Below are 17508 nucleotides of genomic sequence, written 5' to 3' on the forward strand. Positions count from 1 at the left end.
AAGATGTGCGGCCGCATCAATCGGGCCCAAAAGCCGCACTCTCACGAATAGGACGGGCTACGTCCGCCAAACTTGCCGCCTCTGCCATTCGGACAAGCAGGAGCTGGTCGTCCCGCTGGCAGGCATGCCCATTGGCACGCCGAACTTCCAGGTGCCGGACGCCAGCGTCGACGATCCCGTCTTCCGGGCCGCGGTACCGATGGCTCTGCATCTGTGCCGGGACTGTGGCCACCTCCAGATTCTCCATGTCGGCAATCCGGAGATCCAGTACCGCAACTACGTCTATACCACCTCGCTCTCGCTCGGCTTGCGGGAGCATTTCGCAGGCTATGCCAACGACGTCGTCAGCCGCTTCGGGATCGCGCCGGGCTCGCTTGTCGTCGAGCTCGGCAGCAATGACGGATCGTTGCTCGGCTTCTTCAAGGAGCGCGGCATGCGGGTGCTGGGTGTCGATCCCGCTGTCGACATCGCGCGGCGTGCGACGGAAGCCGGGATTGAGACCATCGGCGATTTCTTCACGGACGCGATCGGGCACCGCATCCTGCAAAGCCATGGTGCGGCGAGCGTCATGATCGCCAACAACATGATCGCCAATGTCGACAATCTCGATCCGCTGGTGATCGGGGTTCGCGACGTGCTCGCGCCGGACGGATTGTTCGTCTTCGAGACGCAGTACGGCGTCGATGTCACCGAGAAGAACTTGCTCGACACCGTCTATCACGAGCATCTGTCGTATTTTAACATCAAGCCGTTGACGCGCTTCTTCGCGCGGCTCGGCATGGAAGTGATCGACGTTCAGCACATCTGGACCAAGGGCGGCTCGATCCGCGTGACGGTCCAGCGCGCCGGCGGTGCGAAGAAGCCGTCAGCGGAGGTCGCGAAGTTCATCGCCGAGGAGGACCGGCTCGGCGTCGATCAGCCGGCCTATTATGCGCCCTATGTGAAGAGGATCGCGGCCATCCGCGACGAGCTGGTCGCGATGGCCGATGCCGCCCATGCGCGGGGGCAGCTGGTCGCCGGCTACGGTGTCTCGGTCGGCACCACGACGCTGCTCCCGCAGTTCGGCCTGGAGAACAAGATCGACTTCCTGGTGGACGACGACCCCAAGAAGGGGAATGTGATGGCAGGCCCGGGTTACGACATTCCGATTCTGCCCCCGGCGGCCCTTTACGAGCGCAAGCCAGCGTTTGTCGTGGTCTTCGCCTGGCGCTACGTCGACCCGATCCGGGCCAAGCACGCCCGCTATTTCGCCGAGGGTGGAAAGTTCCTGGTGCCGCTACCGGGTGTTTCCATGGTCGACCGGGCCGACTGATCCGGGCGGCGGGTTGGTCAGGGAGGTTCCGGGCTGATCTCGCCCCCGCTGGGACGGAGGATAAGTCCTTGATCCTCCTTGGGGTGTGCATGGTCGCCTGAGGACGCCGGCTTCTCGCCGCGAAGCCCCCCATATCTTGACCTTTGGCCCCATCCGCAGTATTTACCCCGCACTCGCAGCCGGCCCGTTAGACGCGGATTTCCGGCGCGGCTTTGAAATCCCCGAACAATCGAGCCCGGTTTCCGGCTCATCCTTCGAGACAGAGGGCTGGGCCAACGGCGGCTGTTCGGATCCCCGAAATTCATTCGCGTCTGTCGACGGACGTTGGACATCAAAACGATGGCAGTCAGCCCGTTCAAGTTCTTGCAGGAAGTGCGTTCGGAGACCGCCAAGGTCACTTGGCCGACCCGTCGTGAGACCACGATCACCACCATCATGGTGTTCGTCATGGTCGCCGTCGCCTCGATCTTCTTCTTCGCTGCCGACCAGATCATCCGCTACCTCATCACCTTCCTCCTGGGCATTCACTGATGGCAACGGCAACCGCTCAATTGTCCGACAAGCGCTGGTACATCGTTCACGCCTATTCGAACTTCGAGAAGAAGGTCGCCGAATCGATCCGCGAGCAGGCCAAGCAGCGCGGCCTCGAGGATCTGTTCGAGCTGGTGCTGGTTCCGACCGAGAAGGTCACGGAAGTGCGCCGCGGCCGCAAGATCGATGCCGAGCGCAAGTTCTTCCCAGGCTATGTGCTGGTGAAGATGAAGCTGACCGACGAGGCGTTCCATCTGATCAAGAACACGCCGAAGGTAACGGGCTTCCTCGGCGCGGAAAACAAGCCGATGCCGATCTCTGAGGCCGAGGCCATGCGCATCCTGCACCAGGTGCAGGAGGGTGTGGAACGGCCGAAGGCGTCGGTCTCGTTCGAGATCGGCGAGAACGTGCGTGTGGCCGACGGCCCGTTCGCCTCGTTCTCGGGTGTCGTCGAGGAGATCGACGAGGCGCGCTCGCGCGTGAAGGTCGCGGTGTCGATCTTCGGCCGCGCAACGCCGGTCGAGCTGGAATTCGGTCAGGTCGAGAAGGTCTGACCGGACGAGGCGTGAGGCTTCAGGCCTTGCGCGACAAGAGGCCGTGGGAGGACGAGGGCGGTTGCCAGCCGCACATCGATCCCGACCACGAACCTGAAACCGCCGGCGAAATGCCGGCACAACAGGAGTGATAAATGGCAAAGAAAGTGACCGGATACCTGAAGCTTCAGGTCCCGGCCGGCGCGGCGAATCCTTCGCCCCCGATCGGTCCCGCGCTCGGTCAGCGCGGTCTCAACATCATGGAGTTCTGCAAGGCGTTCAACGCCCAGACCCAGAAGGAAGAGAAGAACACCCCGATTCCCGTCGTGATCACGATCTACGCCGATCGTTCGTTCACGTTCGAGATGAAGACCCCCCCGATGTCCTTCTTCCTCAAGCAGGCTGCCAAGATCCAGTCCGGCTCGAAGGCGCCGGGCCGCGACAAGGCCGGCAAGGTGACCAAGGCGCAGGTGCGCGAGATCGCCGAGAAGAAGATGAAGGACTTGAATTGCGACACCATCGAATCGGCCATGAAGATGGTCGAGGGCTCTGCCCGTTCGATGGGTCTGGAAGTTGCGGGGTAAGCGGTCATGGCAATCGGAAAGCGTTTGAACAAAGCCCGCGAAGGCATTGATCGCGAAAAGCTTTACCCGCTCGCGGACGCCATCAAGATGGTCAAGGAGCGCGCCAAGGCGAAGTTCGACGAGACCATCGAGGTCGCGATCAATCTCGGTGTCGATCCGCGTCACGCCGACCAGATGGTCCGCGGTGTCGTGACCCTGCCGAACGGCACCGGCCGTACGCTCCGCGTCGGCGTGTTTGCCCGGGGCGCCAAGGCCGACGAGGCCAAGGCGGCTGGTGCCGACGTCGTCGGCGCCGAGGACCTGGTCGAGAAGGTGCAGAACGGCTCGATCGATTTCGACCGCTGCATCGCCACCCCCGACATGATGCCGCTGGTCGGCCGGTTGGGTAAGGTGCTCGGCCCCCGCGGCCTGATGCCGAACCCGAAGATCGGCACCGTGACCATGGACGTCACCAGCGCGGTGAAGGGTGCCAAGGGCGGCTCGGTCGAGTTCCGCGTCGAGAAGGCCGGCATCCTGCAGGCCGGCGTCGGCAAGGCCTCGTTCTCCGAGGAGAAGCTGGTCGAGAACATCAAGGCCCTGGCGGATGCCGTCTCCAAGGCGAAGCCGGCTGGTTCCAAGGGTACTTACATCCAGCGCGTTGCGGTGTCCTCGACCATGGGCCCGGGCGTGAAGGTCGAGCCGGGCACCATTCTCGGCTAAGGTTTGGAAATTGCATGAGGCGAGGGGCGGAATTGGGCAACCGATTCCGCCCCTCGTCGTTTGTGGCGGCGCTCTCCGGAAGCAAGAACAATGGCTGACAAAGTCCTGATCTACTCGCGCTTTCCCAAGACGATGATGGCGCGTTTCGCCGAGCGGTTCGAACTGCTCGACACCGCTGGCAAGCCCGCGCACGAGGTTTTTCCGGCGGACGAGCTCAGGGGTATCCGCGCGATGCTGACTGCGGGCGGGACCCCGCTCGGCGCGGAGGCGATGGATCTGTTTCCAAATCTCGGCGCTATCATCTGCTACGGCACCGGTTATGACGGCGTCGATCTGAAGGCGGCCGCCGCGCGCAACATCGCCGTCGGCCACAGCCCGGGCGCCAATGCGGCCTCGGTCGCCGATATTGCGATGACCCTGATGCTCGCGGCGACGCGGCGCCTGCTGGTCGCCGACCACTATGTCCGTAGTGGCGACTGGGCGGCGTCAAAACAGTCGCCAATGATGCGGCCTCAGGCCGGCATGCCCGGCCGCCGCATCGGCGTCTACGGCATGGGCGAGATCGGCCGCAAGATCGCCTTGCGCTGCGCGGCTTTCGAGAGCGAGGTCGGCTATTTCAGCCGCACCAGATACGATCTGCCCTATCGATATTTTTCCTCTCTGGAGGCGCTGGCCGACTGGTGCAGCGTCCTGATGATCGCGGTCCGGGCAGGGGCCGACACCCAGCACGTCGTCAGTGCCGATATCCTTCGGCGGCTCGGCGCGGACGGCTATGTCGTCAACATTTCCCGCGGCTCCGTCATCGACGAGAAAGCCCTGGTCGCGGCGCTCGCCGACAAGACCATCGCCGGCGCCGGCCTCGACGTCTTTGAGACGGAACCGCACGCCCCCGATGCGCTGACGGCGCTGCCGAACGTGGTCTTCGCCCCGCATATCGGCGGCCACACCCTGGAATCGCACGTTGCCATGCAGAATTGCGTTCTGGGCAACCTGACCGCGTTCTTCGAGGGCAAACCACTCCCTTACGCGGTCAAATCGTCCTGAATCGGGCCTTGTCAGCCGAGATCAAGCCTGGTCGGCAATCGATTGGAACTGGTGTGAATTTTGCTCTTGGCAAGCAGGCAGAGAGCGGTTAAAGAACCGCCTCCGGACGTGCCGGCCTCGGCTGGCGCGTTCGTGCACGCATTCCGAAAACCTGACACGACAGGAGATCATTCCTTTTCAGGACGTCCGCAAGGATTTGCCCGAAAAGGAAGGAAAACCCGTCGGTTGGTGGGATGCGGGCAGAGGTCGGACGGTTCGCCGGCTGGCCTCGTCCTGTCCAAGACTGCAGGCGCCTGCGGGAAATTTCGATTTCTCAACGGCTTAATCGCATGGCCTGCATAGACGGGTGAAGACCGGATTTCACTTCGCGCCCAGCTTTAACGGTTGGGTTCGCGAAACGGGTCTGGTTCGGACCTCGACACGCCGTGGGCCTCCAAGGGGCTCCCGGAGGGCAGGCTTTGAATTGTCGTCTTGCCCGGCGTGTCCGATGGGTTTTTGGCCCGGAGGTTCAGGTTCGGCGGGACGATGGGTGCAACCCGGCGGTCCCGCTTCTCGCGATGACCGCCAACCGGAGAGAGCTTGCTGTGGAACGAGCGGCAAAAAAAGAGGCGGTCGAACAGCTCAACGAGGTCTTCAAGACCACGAGCGTCGCGATCGTTGCTCAATATTCCGGCCTCACCGTCGCCCAGATGCAGAAGCTGCGCCAGCAGATGAAGCAGGCGGGTGCGTCGGTGAAGGTCTCGAAGAACCGTCTCGCCAAAATTGCTCTTGAAGGCACTGACGTCGTTGCCATCGGCTCCCTGCTGAAGGGGCCGACCGTGATCGCAACTTCCAACGATCCGGTAGCGGCGCCAAAGGTCGCCATCGAATTTGCCAAGGCGAACGAAAAGTTCGTCATCGTTGGCGGGTCGATGGGCAAGACCGTCCTGAATGTCGACGGCGTGAAGGCGCTTGCCTCGCTGCCGTCGCTTGACGAGCTGCGCGGCAAGATCGTCGGCCTGATCGTGGCCCCGGCGACCAAGCTGGCCCAGCTCGCCAACGCGCCCGCGGGCAAGCTCGCGCGCGTCATCCAGGCTCATGCCTCAAAGGGCGAAGCGGCCTGACGCCCTTCGCAAAACTCAAACCCGAACCAGACTTACACTCAAGGAAACTGAACAATGGCTGACTTGCAGAAGATCGTTGACGACCTCTCGAGCCTCACCGTGCTCGAAGCTGCCGAACTGGCGAAGCTCCTCGAAGAGAAGTGGGGCGTTTCGGCCGCCGCGGCTGTCGCCGTGGCCGGCCCGGCTGCTGGTGGCGCCGCTGCCGCTCCGGCGGAAGAGAAGACCGAGTTCACGGTCGTTCTCGCCAGCGCCGGCGACAAGAAGATCGAGGTCATCAAGGAAGTCCGCGCCATCACCGGTCTCGGCCTGAAGGAAGCAAAGGACCTCGTCGAGGGTGCTCCGAAGCCTGTGAAGGAAGGCGTGAACAAGGAAGAGGCCGACAAGATCAAGGCCCAGCTCGAGAAGGCTGGCGCCAAGGTCGAGCTCAAGTAAGCAACGCTTGCTGGCGGGATCCCGGCCGCGCATCGGCGAGGTCCGGGATCCCGGTCCGCTCCTCAAGGGGTGGACCAGATGCAAAAGGCGTGCGACGGAACGTCCCGACGCAGGCCGAACACGAAAAAGTGTGGGGATTTGAGGGTTTACCCCTCGAATCTGCACTATTGTCGCCCCATATCGGGTCGGCAGCACGAAAGCGCGGTGGGCAGGGATGCCGGATTTCCCTGTAAGCCGTTGGGAGAGCAGGCTATTTCGGGCTTTTGCAGTCCGTGAAGACGATCGTTGTGACGGGCGGGTGCGCTCTTGCGCCCCGCGCGTCGTTTTGCGTTTTGAAGGTCTGAAGAACAGATTCAGGACATTCAAGCCTGAAGCTGCGTCTCTGGCCCCCAAGGCGGGTTCGAAAATTCAACCCGGAGAGCGGTGGCAGCCGCGTTCCGGACGGCGCGCCCAGAGCGGGCGACGAAAATGAGAGGCCACGATGGCGCAGCAGACATTCACCGGTCGCAAACGTGTTCGCAAGTTCTTCGGACACATCAAGGAAGTCGCCGAGATGCCGAACCTCATCGAGGTTCAGAAGGCGTCCTATGACCAGTTCCTGATGGTCGACGAACCCCCGGGCGGCCGTCTCGACGAGGGTCTGCAGGCGGTGTTCCGCTCGGTGTTTCCGATCTCCGACTTTTCGGGCACCTCGATGCTGGAATTCGTCCGCTACGAGTTCGAGCAGCCCAAATACGACGTCGACGAGTGCCGCCAGCGCGGCATGACCTTCGCTGCGCCCCTCAAGGTGACGCTGCGCCTCATCGTGTTCGATATCGACGAGGAAACCGGCGCGAAGTCGGTGAAGGACATCAAGGAGCAGGACGTCTACATGGGCGACATCCCGCTCATGACGATGAACGGCACCTTCATCGTCAACGGCACCGAGCGCGTCATCGTCTCGCAGATGCACCGGTCGCCCGGCGTGTTCTTCGACCACGACAAGGGCAAGACCCATTCCTCGGGCAAGCTGCTGTTCGCCGCCCGCGTCATCCCGTATCGCGGCTCCTGGCTCGACATCGAGTTCGACGCCAAGGACATCGTCTATGCGCGTATCGACCGTCGCCGCAAGATTCCGGTGACGTCGCTGATGTTCGCCCTCGGTCTCGACGGCGAGGCGATCCTGTCCACGTTCTACAAGAAGATACTCTACAAGCGGACCAAGGAAGGCTGGCGCGTTCCGTTCGACGCCAACCGTTTCCGCGGCTACTCGACCGTCAACGACCTGATCGACGCCGACACCGGCAAGGTCGTGCTCGAGGCCGGCAAGAAGCTCACCGTCCGCGCCGCCCGCCAGCTCCAGGAGAAGGGGCTGAAGGCGCTGCGCATGGCCGACGAGGAGCTGGTCGGCAACTACGTCGCCGAGGATCTCGTCAACCCGAAGACCGGTGAGATCCACGCCGAGGCCGGTGAGGAAATCACCGACAAGCTGATGAAGGCGCTCAACGAGCAGGGTTACAAGGAGCTGCCGCTGCTCGACATCGACCACGTCAATGTCGGCCCCTACATCCGCAACACGCTGTCGGCCGACAAGAACATGACGCGTGAGGATGCGCTGTTCGACATCTACCGCGTGATGCGTCCGGGCGAGCCGCCGACGCTGGAATCGGCGCAGGCCATGTTCCAGTCGCTGTTCTTCGACGCCGAACGCTACGACCTGTCCGCGGTCGGCCGCGTCAAGATGAACATGCGCCTCGACCTCGATGCGCCCGACACCCAGCGCACGCTGCGCAAGGAGGACATCCTCTCCGTCATCAAGACGCTGGTGGATCTGCGCGACGGCAAGGGCGAGATCGACGACATCGACCATCTCGGCAACCGCCGTGTGCGTTCGGTCGGCGAACTCATGGAGAACCAGTACCGCATCGGCCTCTTGCGCATGGAGCGCGCGATCAAGGAGCGCATGTCCTCGGTCGATATCGACACGGTCATGCCGCAGGACCTGATCAACGCCAAGCCGGCGGCCGCCGCCGTGCGCGAGTTCTTCGGTTCCTCGCAGCTCTCGCAGTTCATGGACCAGACCAACCCGCTGTCGGAGATCACCCACAAGCGCCGTCTGTCGGCGCTCGGACCGGGCGGTCTGACCCGCGAGCGCGCCGGCTTCGAGGTGCGCGACGTGCATCCGACGCACTACGGCCGCATCTGCCCGATCGAGACGCCGGAAGGTCCGAACATCGGCCTGATCAACTCGCTCGCGACCTTCGCGCGCGTGAACAAGTACGGCTTCGTCGAGACGCCGTACCGCAAGGTCAAGGACGGCCGCGTTACCGACGAGGTGGTGTACCTGTCGGCGATGGAAGAGGGGCGCTATTCGGTGGCCCAGGCCAACGTGCCGGTCGACGCCAAGGGTCGCTTCACCGAAGACCTCGTGGTCTGCCGCTCGAGCGGGACCCGCGACGTCGTGCCGATGACGCCCGACAAGGTCGACTACATGGACGTGTCGCCGAAGCAGCTCGTTTCGGTCGCCGCGGCGCTGATCCCGTTCCTCGAGAACGACGACGCCAACCGCGCGCTGATGGGCTCGAACATGCAGCGTCAGGCGGTGCCGCTGGTTCGCGCCGAGGCGCCGTTCGTCGGTACCGGCATGGAGGGCGTGGTTGCCCGTGACTCGGGCGCCGCGATCGCGGCGCGCCGTTCGGGCGTGATCGACCAGATCGACGCCACCCGCGTCGTCATCCGTGCCACGGAAGATCTCGATCCCACCAAGTCGGGCGTCGATATCTATCGTCTGATGAAGTACCAGCGCTCCAACCAGTCGACCTGCATCAACCAGCGTCCGCTGGTGAAGGTCGGCGACATCGTCAAGAAGGGCGACATCATCGCTGACGGTCCGTCGACCGATCTCGGCGAGCTCGCGCTCGGCCGCAACGTGCTGGTCGCGTTCATGCCGTGGAACGGCTACAACTTCGAAGACTCGATCCTGCTCTCCGAGCGGATCGTGAAGGAAGACGTCTTCACCTCGATCCACATCGAGGAGTTCGAGGTGATGGCCCGCGACACCAAGCTCGGACCTGAGGAAATCACCCGCGACATTCCGAACGTCTCGGAAGAAGCGCTGAAGAACCTCGACGAAGCCGGTATCGTCTACATCGGCGCGGAAGTGCGCGCCGGTGACATCCTGGTCGGCAAGATCACGCCGAAGGGCGAAAGCCCGATGACGCCGGAAGAGAAGCTCCTGCGCGCCATCTTCGGCGAGAAGGCCTCCGACGTCCGCGATACCTCGCTGCGCGTTCCCCCGGGCGTGCAGGGCACGATCGTTGAAGTGCGCGTGTTCAACCGTCACGGCGTCGACAAGGACGAGCGTGCGCTGGCGATCGAGCGGGAAGAGATCGAGCGCCTTGCCAAGGACCGCGACGACGAGCAGGCGATCCTGGACCGCAACGTCTACAACCGTCTCGCCGAGCTCCTTGAGGGCCGGCAGGGCATTGCGGGTCCGAAAGGCTTCAAGAAGGACACCAAGATCACCCGTGCGGTGCTCGAGGAGTACCCGAAGTCGCAGTGGTGGCTGTTCGCTTCGCCGAACGACAAGCTGATGGCCGAGATCGAGGCCATGCGGAAGCAGTACGACGAGTCGAAGAAGGGGCTGGAACAGCGCTTCCTCGACAAGGTCGAGAAGCTTCAGCGCGGCGACGAGTTGCCGCCCGGCGTGATGAAGATGGTCAAGGTCTTCGTCGCGGTGAAGCGCAAGATCCAGCCCGGCGACAAGATGGCCGGCCGCCACGGCAACAAGGGCGTGGTGTCGAAGATCGTGCCGATCGAGGACATGCCGTTCCTCGAAGACGGCACGCATGCCGACATCGTGCTCAATCCGCTGGGCGTGCCCTCGCGCATGAACGTCGGACAGATCCTCGAGACCCATCTCGGCTGGGCCTGCGCCGGCCTCGGCAAGCGTATCGGCCAGACGGTCGATGCGTACCTGTCGAAGCAGGACATCAAGCCGCTGAAGGAAACCTTGAAGAAGGTCTACGGTGAGGACGAGACGATCAAGTCGCTCAACGACAACGAGCTGCTTGAACTCGGCCATAACCTCAGCCGCGGCGTGCCGATCGCGACGCCGGTGTTCGACGGTGCCAAGGAAGCCGACATCGAGGAGATGCTGAAGCTTGCCGGTCTCGACGCTTCGGGTCAGTCGACCGTCTATGACGGCCGCACCGGCGATCCGTTCGATCGCAAGGTGACGGTGGGCTACATCTACATGCTCAAGCTGCACCATCTGGTCGACGACAAGATCCATGCGCGTTCGATCGGTCCGTACTCGCTCGTCACCCAGCAGCCGCTGGGCGGCAAGGCGCAGTTCGGCGGCCAGCGCTTCGGCGAAATGGAGGTGTGGGCGCTCGAGGCTTACGGCGCGGCGTACACGCTCCAGGAGATGCTGACGGTGAAGTCGGACGACGTCGCCGGCCGTACCAAGGTGTACGAGGCGATCGTGCGCGGCGACGACACGTTCGAGGCCGGTATTCCGGAATCGTTCAACGTGCTGGTCAAGGAAATGCGCTCGCTCGGCCTCAACGTCGACCTGCACAACTCCAAGATGGGACCGGCGCCGACGTCGGAAGCGGCCGAGTAATTCGACCTTTCATGCCCGGCCTTCGCGGCCGGGCATCGGCGCCCTTCCCGAGGCCTTGAGGGCAGGGCGCCTCGTTGAATGATTTTCGAATTTGCGGCCGGAGGCGACCGGCACGCGAGGAGAAGACGATGAACCAAGAAATTATGAATCTCTTCAACCCGACGACGCCGGCTCAGGTCTTCGACCAGATCCGGATCTCGATCGCGTCCCCAGAGAAGATTCTGTCCTGGTCCTACGGCGAGATCAAGAAGCCGGAGACCATCAACTACCGGACCTTCAAGCCCGAGCGCGACGGCCTGTTCTGCGCCCGCATCTTCGGGCCGATCAAGGACTACGAGTGCTTGTGCGGCAAGTACAAGCGCATGAAGTACAAGGGCATTATCTGCGAGAAGTGCTCGGTCGAGGTCACGCTGTCGCGCGTCCGGCGCGAGCGCATGGGCCATATCGAGCTCGCAGCTCCCGTCGCCCACATCTGGTTCCTGAAGTCGCTGCCCTCGCGCATCGGCCTGTTGCTCGACATGACGCTGAAGGATCTCGAGCGGATCCTCTACTTCGAATATTACGTCGTGCTGGAGCCGGGCCTCACCGCGCTGAAGGACCGTCAGCTGCTGTCGGAAGACGAGTATCTGAAGGCGCAGGACGAGTACGGCCAGGATTCCTTCACCGCCATGATCGGCGCCGAAGCGATCCGCGAGCTGCTCAAGGGCATGGACCTCGAGAAGCTCGAGGCTACCCTGCGTGTCGAGATGCAGGAGACCGACTCCGACATCAAGCACAAGAAGCTCGCCAAGCGCCTGAAGATCGTGGAAGCGTTCCGCCACTCCGGCAACAAGCCGGAATGGATGATCATGACCGTGGTCCCGGTGATCCCGCCGGATCTGCGTCCGCTGGTGCCGCTCGACGGCGGCCGCTTCGCGACCTCCGACCTCAACGACCTCTACCGCCGCGTCATCAACCGCAACAATCGCTTGAAGCGGCTGATGGAGCTGCGCGCACCCGACATCATCATCCGCAACGAAAAGCGCATGCTTCAGGAGGCCGTCGACGCGCTGTTCGACAACGGCCGCCGCGGCCGCGTCATCACGGGCGCCAACAAGCGCCCGCTGAAGTCGCTCGCCGACATGCTCAAGGGCAAGCAGGGCCGCTTCCGTCAGAACCTGCTCGGCAAGCGCGTCGACTATTCGGGTCGTTCGGTGATCGTGGTCGGTCCCGAACTGCGCCTGCATCAGTGCGGCCTGCCGAAGAAGATGGCGCTCGAGCTGTTCAAGCCGTTCATCTATTCGCGGCTTGACGCCAAGGGCCTGTCCACAACCGTGAAGCAGGCGAAGAAGCTGGTCGAGAAGGAGCGGCCCGAGGTCTGGGACATCCTGGACGAGGTGATCCGCGAGCATCCGGTGCTGCTCAACCGCGCGCCGACGCTGCATCGCCTCGGCATCCAGGCGTTCGAGCCCGTGCTGATCGAGGGCAAGGCGATCCAGCTCCACCCGCTGGTCTGCTCCGCGTTCAACGCCGACTTCGACGGCGACCAGATGGCCGTGCACGTTCCGCTGTCGCTCGAAGCGCAGCTGGAAGCGCGCGTCCTGATGATGTCGACCAACAACATCCTGCATCCGGCGAACGGCCAGCCGATCATCGTGCCGTCGCAGGACATCGTGCTCGGCCTGTACTACGTCTCGATCATGCGCGAAGGCCTGCCCGGCGAGGGCAAGGTGTTCGGCGACATGGCCGAGCTCGAGCACGCGCTGCACGCGAAGGTCATCCACCTCCACACCAAGATCAAGTACCGGTGGGAAGGCATGGACGAGACCGGCAAGGTCTCGAGGCGCTGGATCGAGACCACCGCCGGCCGCGTCATGCTCGGCAACCTGCTGCCGAAGAACCCGCGGATCTCGTACGAGATCATCAACAAGCTGATGACCAAGCGCGAGATCTCCGGCGTTATCGACCAGGTCTACCGCCACTGCGGCCAGAAGGAGACGGTGATCTTCTGCGACCGCATCATGGCGCTCGGCTTCTACAACGCGTTCAAGGCCGGCATTTCGTTCGGCAAGGACGACATGGTCGTGCCGCACGGCAAGTGGAAGATCGTCGACACCACCCGTACGCTGGCGAAGGATTTCGAGCAGCAGTACAACGACGGTCTGATCACCCATGGCGAGAAGTACAACAAGGTCGTCGACGCCTGGTCGAAGGCCACGGAAGAAATCGCCAAGGCGATGATGAAGGAGATCTCCGCCACCAAGAAGACGGCGAGCGGAGCCGACGCCGACATCAACTCGATCTACATGATGGCCCACTCCGGTGCCCGCGGTTCGCCGGCCCAGATGCGCCAGCTCGCCGGCATGCGCGGCCTGATGGCCAAGCCGTCGGGCGAGATCATCGAGACGCCGATCATCTCGAACTTCAAGGAAGGCCTCTCGGTGCTCGAGTACTTCAACTCGACCCACGGCGCCCGTAAGGGCCTCGCGGACACCGCGTTGAAGACCGCGAACTCCGGCTACCTGACGCGTCGTCTCGTCGACGTGGCGCAGGACTGCATCATCACGCAGAGCGACTGCGGCACCAAGCTCGGCATCAAGATGCGCGCCATCGTCGATGCCGGCACCGTGGTCGCCTCGCTCGGCTCGCGTATCCTCGGACGCACGGCCTGCGAAGACGTGCGTGACAGCTCGGGCAAGGTGATCATCAAGCGCGATACGCTGATGGAAGAGAGCCATCTGGAGGCCATTCAGCAGGGTGGCGTGCAGGAGGTGAAGATCCGCTCGGCACTGACCTGCGAGCTCGTCAACGGCATCTGCGGCAAGTGCTACGGCCGCGACCTCGCCCGCGGCACGCCGGTCAACCACGGCGAAGCAGTCGGCGTCATCGCGGGCGCAGTCGATCGGCGAGCCGGGTACCCAGCTCACCATGCGCACCTTCCACATCGGCGGTGCGGCGCAGCTCAACGAGCAGTCGTTCGTCGAAGCCAATTTCGACGGCAAGATCGTGATCAGGAACAAGGCCATCGCCCGCAACAGCGAAGGTCACCTGATCGCGATGGTGCGCAACATGGTCGTCGCGATCGTCGATGCCGACGGCACCGAGCGTGCGACGCACCGTATCCAGTACGGTTCGCGCCTGCACGTCGACGAGGGCGACATGGTCAAGCGCGGCCAGCGCATCGTCGAGTGGGATCCCTACACCCGGCCGCTGCTCACCGAAGTCGAAGGCACCATCGGTTTCGAGGATCTGGTCGAGGGGCAGTCGATCTCGGAAACGCTCGACGAAGCCACCGGTATCGCCAAGCGCGTGGTCATCGACTGGCGCTCGACGCGCGGCGGCGCGGACCTGCGTCCGGCCATCGTGGTGAAGGGCAAGGACGGCAAGGTGCTCAAGCTCGCCCGTGGCGGCGATGCCCGCTACATGCTGTCGGTCGATGCCATTCTCTCGGTCGACATCGGTGCCAAGGTACAGCCGGGCGACATCCTCGCCCGTGTCTCGACCGAAAGCGCCAAGACGCGTGACATCACCGGCGGTCTGCCGCGGGTGGCGGAACTGTTCGAGGCTCGGCGTCCGAAGGATGCGGCGATCATCGCCGAAATCGCGGGCACCATCCGGTTCGGGCGCGACTACAAGAACAAGCGCCGCATCTCGATCGAGCCGATGGACAAGACCGACGAGCCGCGCGAGTACCTGATCCCGAAGGGCAAGCACATCCACCTTCAGGACGGCGACGTCGTCGAAAAGGGCGACTTCATCGTGGAGGGCAATCCGGCGCCGCACGACATCCTAGCGGTGAAGGGCATCGAGGAACTCGCGGCCTATCTGGTCAACGAGATCCAGGAGGTCTACCGGCTGCAGGGCGTGCTCATCAACGACAAGCACATCGAGGTGATTGTTCGTCAGATGCTCCAGAAGGTGGAAATCACCGATCAGGGCGATACGGACATGATCTCCGGCGAGCAGGTCGACAAGATCGAGTTCGACGCGCTGAACGCGAAGGCCAAGGAAGAGGGCAAGAAGCCCGCCACGGGAACGCCGGTTCTGCTCGGCATCACCAAGGCGAGCCTCCAGACCCGGTCCTTCTTCTCGGCGGCATCGTTCCAGGAGACCACACGCGTCCTCACCGAGGCGGCGGTCAACGGCAAGATCGATCCGCTCGAGGGCCTCAAGGAGAACGTCATCGTCGGCCGGCTGATCCCGGCGGGCACCGGCGCCTCCATGGCCAAGATCCGCGAAGTCGCCATGAAGCGCGACAAGCTGATCCTGGACGAGCGCGAAAAGCAGACGGCCGTCGTGTCGCCGGCACCGGAAGCTGAGCTTCCTGCGCTGCCGCCTGCGGAATGATCGTTCATCCGTAGGAATACCGAGGACAATGAAAAGGCCGGCTTTTGCCGGCCTTTTTGCTGCTTTCTTTGCTTGCTGCGATGCAGGATCAGCCTTTGTTCATCTTTCCTTCAGCCGTAAAAGCGCTTCTGCTAGGAGAGCTTAGACCGGTGGTCCCGTGATGGGGGGCAGCGCCGGAGGACCACGGAACTCATATGCTTGATCTCGCAATCGTAGGCGGCGGCCCCGGCGGGCTGATGAGCGCCTGGTATCTGAAGCGTAAGCTCGGCGATCTCTGCCGCGTCACCATCTACGAGGCCTCCGACCGGCTTGGCGGCAAGATCGTCACGCGCAAATTCGATTCGGCGCCCGCGATGTACGAGGCCGGCGTTGCCGAGATCTACGACTACTCGATGACGGGGCCGGACCCGCTGCGCGAGCTGATCCAGCATTTCGGCCTCCAGACCATTCCGATGGATGCCGAGCAGGTGCATTTCGGCGGCGAGCTCCTCAATGACGTGCCCGGCATGCGCCGCAAATACGGCGCCAAGACCGCGGCCGCGATCGAGGCATTCCGCGAGCGCTGCACCGAGATGTTGTCGCCGGTCGAATATTACGAGGGCGTCGGCGCGCACGACAACGAGAATCCCTGGGCTTACAAGACCGCCGAGCAGGTGCTCGACGAGGAGGTCGAGGACGAGACGGCAAAGCGTTTCTTCAAGGTCATGGCCCGCTCCGACATCGCGACCGAGAGCCACAACACGAACGGTCTCAACGCGCTCAAGAACTATCTGATGGATGTCGACGGCTATATCGGCCTCTATTCCATCCAGAACGGCAACGAGCAGCTGATCGAGTGCCTGCAGTCGGAGGTCAATGCCGACATCCAGCTCAATCACCGCGTGCTCACCGTCGGCAAGGCGCCGACCGGCCGCTATCAGCTCAAGATGATGAACGGCAAGGGACCGGAGACGCGCGACTTCGATCTCGTCCTGGTCTGCCTGCCGCATTCGTGGCTCGCCACCCTCAGCTGGGAGGGCGAGCAGCTGCGCAAGTCGATGGTCAAGCACGTCGCCTATTTCGATCGCCCCGCGCACTATCTGCGCGTCTCGATTCTGTTCGACGAGCCGTTCTGGGGCGAGAAGATTCCAGGCGCCTGGTTCATGTCGGAGGCTTTCGGCGGCTGCTGCGTCTACAACGAGGGCGCGCGCCACGACGTCGGCAAGCATGGCGTTCTGAACTGGCTCATTCCCGGCTCCGACGCGCTGGCTTTTGCCAATCTGTCGGATCAGGAGCTGATCGATGCCGCCCTGAAATCGCTGCCGGCTTCTCTCGGCGATGCGCGTTCGCATTTCATGGAAGGCAAGATCCACCGCTGGCTGTCGTCGGTGAACGCGATTCCCGGCGGTCTGCCCGTGCGCGACGTGATGACCAACCACCGGCCCGAGCCGAAGGAGCATCCCGGCATCGTGGTCGTCGGCGACTATCTGTTCGACTCGACGCTGAACGGCCTGCTCGATTCTTCGGATGCGGCGACCGACATCATCCTGACCGAGATGATGCGCCTGCGCCGCGAGCGCGCACAGGACGACAAGCCGCTGTCGGACAAGATCGACCGCGACTATTTCGAGAACTACCGCGGCCTCGGCCCCTATCACGAGGCGTGGCGCCACTTCACCGATCCCGACTATCTCGCCAAGCTGATCGGGATCGTCTGGGGCAAGGCAACGGGCGCCAAGCTGCTGGTCGCGGGGGCCGCCAGCGGTGAGCTGGTCGGCGCGCTGCGCGATCGCGGCATCGATGCACGGGGAATCGAGAACAACCGCGCCATCCACGCCAAGACGCCGAAAGCGCTGAAGAAGTACAACAAGCTCGGCTCGATCACCGACATGCCGTTCAAGGACGGCACGTTCGACTTCGTGTTCGAGACCAGCCTCTGCCACGTTTCCCCGAAGCAGGTGGCCCGTGCGATCCGCGAGCTCAACCGCGTGGTCAAGACCGGCCTCGTGTTCGGCTCGGTCACCTCGGATATGGCGCCGGCCCTGATCGACCGCTACGACCTGCTGCGCGGGGTCAAGAAGCTCGGCACCTGGTGGGAATGGTCCGAACTGTTCTTCGGCAACGGTTTCGACCTGTCGATGCACCGCAAGGATTGCACCGATGCCCTCTGGGAGGCGACGCTCGCCGCCAACAAGGGGCCGGGGCAGTGGTACGCCGACGCCGACAGCTTGCGCTATTCCTTCTTCGACAAGGTCGAGGACGAGGACTAGCCGCGGGGCGCGGATCGAATCGGCAATTGTTTTGCCGAATTCATCTTGATCGCATAGAATCGCTGCAATAGCGGTTGCCGCTATGTCCT

The 17508-nt window shown here is 63.3% G+C and carries 10 protein-coding genes and 1 pseudogene; all 11 read left to right on the forward strand.

Features of this window, described 5'->3' with window-relative positions; genetic code table 11:
• Positions 1-19: 19 nt before the first annotated feature.
• The 11 genes and pseudogenes from ABIF91_RS33680 to ABIF91_RS33730 all read left to right on the forward strand — a co-directional run bounded on the left by ABIF91_RS33680 (position 20) and on the right by ABIF91_RS33730 (position 17419).
• Complete coding sequence (locus ABIF91_RS33680; RefSeq protein WP_424579842.1) at positions 20-1312, forward strand: methyltransferase domain-containing protein; 1293 nt, start codon at positions 20-22, stop codon at positions 1310-1312.
• Between the two features lie 339 nt (positions 1313-1651).
• A complete protein-coding gene (gene secE / locus ABIF91_RS33685; protein WP_007611620.1) occupies positions 1652-1843 on the forward strand; it encodes a preprotein translocase subunit SecE in 192 nt (63 codons plus the stop codon).
• Entirely contained in the window at positions 1843-2397 is a 555-nt protein-coding gene (gene nusG, locus ABIF91_RS33690) for a transcription termination/antitermination protein NusG (protein ID WP_028177956.1), read from the forward strand. Before secE ends, nusG begins: the two co-directional genes overlap by 1 nt.
• Before the next feature lie 134 nt (positions 2398-2531).
• Positions 2532-2960, forward strand: a complete 429-nt coding sequence (gene rplK / locus ABIF91_RS33695) for a 50S ribosomal protein L11 (RefSeq protein WP_008136439.1) — start codon at positions 2532-2534, stop codon at positions 2958-2960.
• Between the two features lie 6 nt (positions 2961-2966).
• A complete protein-coding gene (gene rplA, locus ABIF91_RS33700) occupies positions 2967-3659 on the forward strand; it encodes a 50S ribosomal protein L1 (RefSeq protein WP_028177957.1) in 693 nt (230 codons plus the stop codon).
• Between the two features lie 90 nt (positions 3660-3749).
• Positions 3750-4703, forward strand: coding sequence for a 2-hydroxyacid dehydrogenase (locus ABIF91_RS33705; RefSeq protein ID WP_028177958.1), 954 nt, complete (start codon positions 3750-3752; stop codon positions 4701-4703).
• Between the two features lie 584 nt (positions 4704-5287).
• Positions 5288-5806 (forward strand): 50S ribosomal protein L10, encoded by a 519-nt coding sequence (gene rplJ, locus ABIF91_RS33710; RefSeq protein WP_028177959.1) that lies wholly within the window; start codon positions 5288-5290, stop codon positions 5804-5806.
• A gap of 54 nt (positions 5807-5860) precedes the next feature.
• Positions 5861-6238 (forward strand): 50S ribosomal protein L7/L12, encoded by a 378-nt coding sequence (gene rplL / locus ABIF91_RS33715; protein ID WP_028177960.1) that lies wholly within the window; start codon positions 5861-5863, stop codon positions 6236-6238.
• A 481-nt stretch (positions 6239-6719) separates the two neighbouring features.
• Positions 6720-10844, forward strand: a complete 4125-nt coding sequence (gene rpoB, locus ABIF91_RS33720; protein WP_027574048.1) for a DNA-directed RNA polymerase subunit beta — start codon at positions 6720-6722, stop codon at positions 10842-10844.
• Between the two features lie 128 nt (positions 10845-10972).
• Positions 10973-15170, forward strand: a pseudogene (gene rpoC / locus ABIF91_RS33725) (DNA-directed RNA polymerase subunit beta').
• A 194-nt stretch (positions 15171-15364) separates the two neighbouring features.
• Positions 15365-17419, forward strand: a complete 2055-nt coding sequence (locus ABIF91_RS33730; RefSeq protein ID WP_028177962.1) for an FAD-dependent oxidoreductase — start codon at positions 15365-15367, stop codon at positions 17417-17419.
• The last annotated feature ends 89 nt before the right edge of the window (positions 17420-17508 follow it).

This window comes from Bradyrhizobium sp. USDA 241 (assembly GCF_049739505.1).
Classification (GTDB): domain Bacteria; phylum Pseudomonadota; class Alphaproteobacteria; order Rhizobiales; family Xanthobacteraceae; genus Bradyrhizobium; species Bradyrhizobium liaoningense.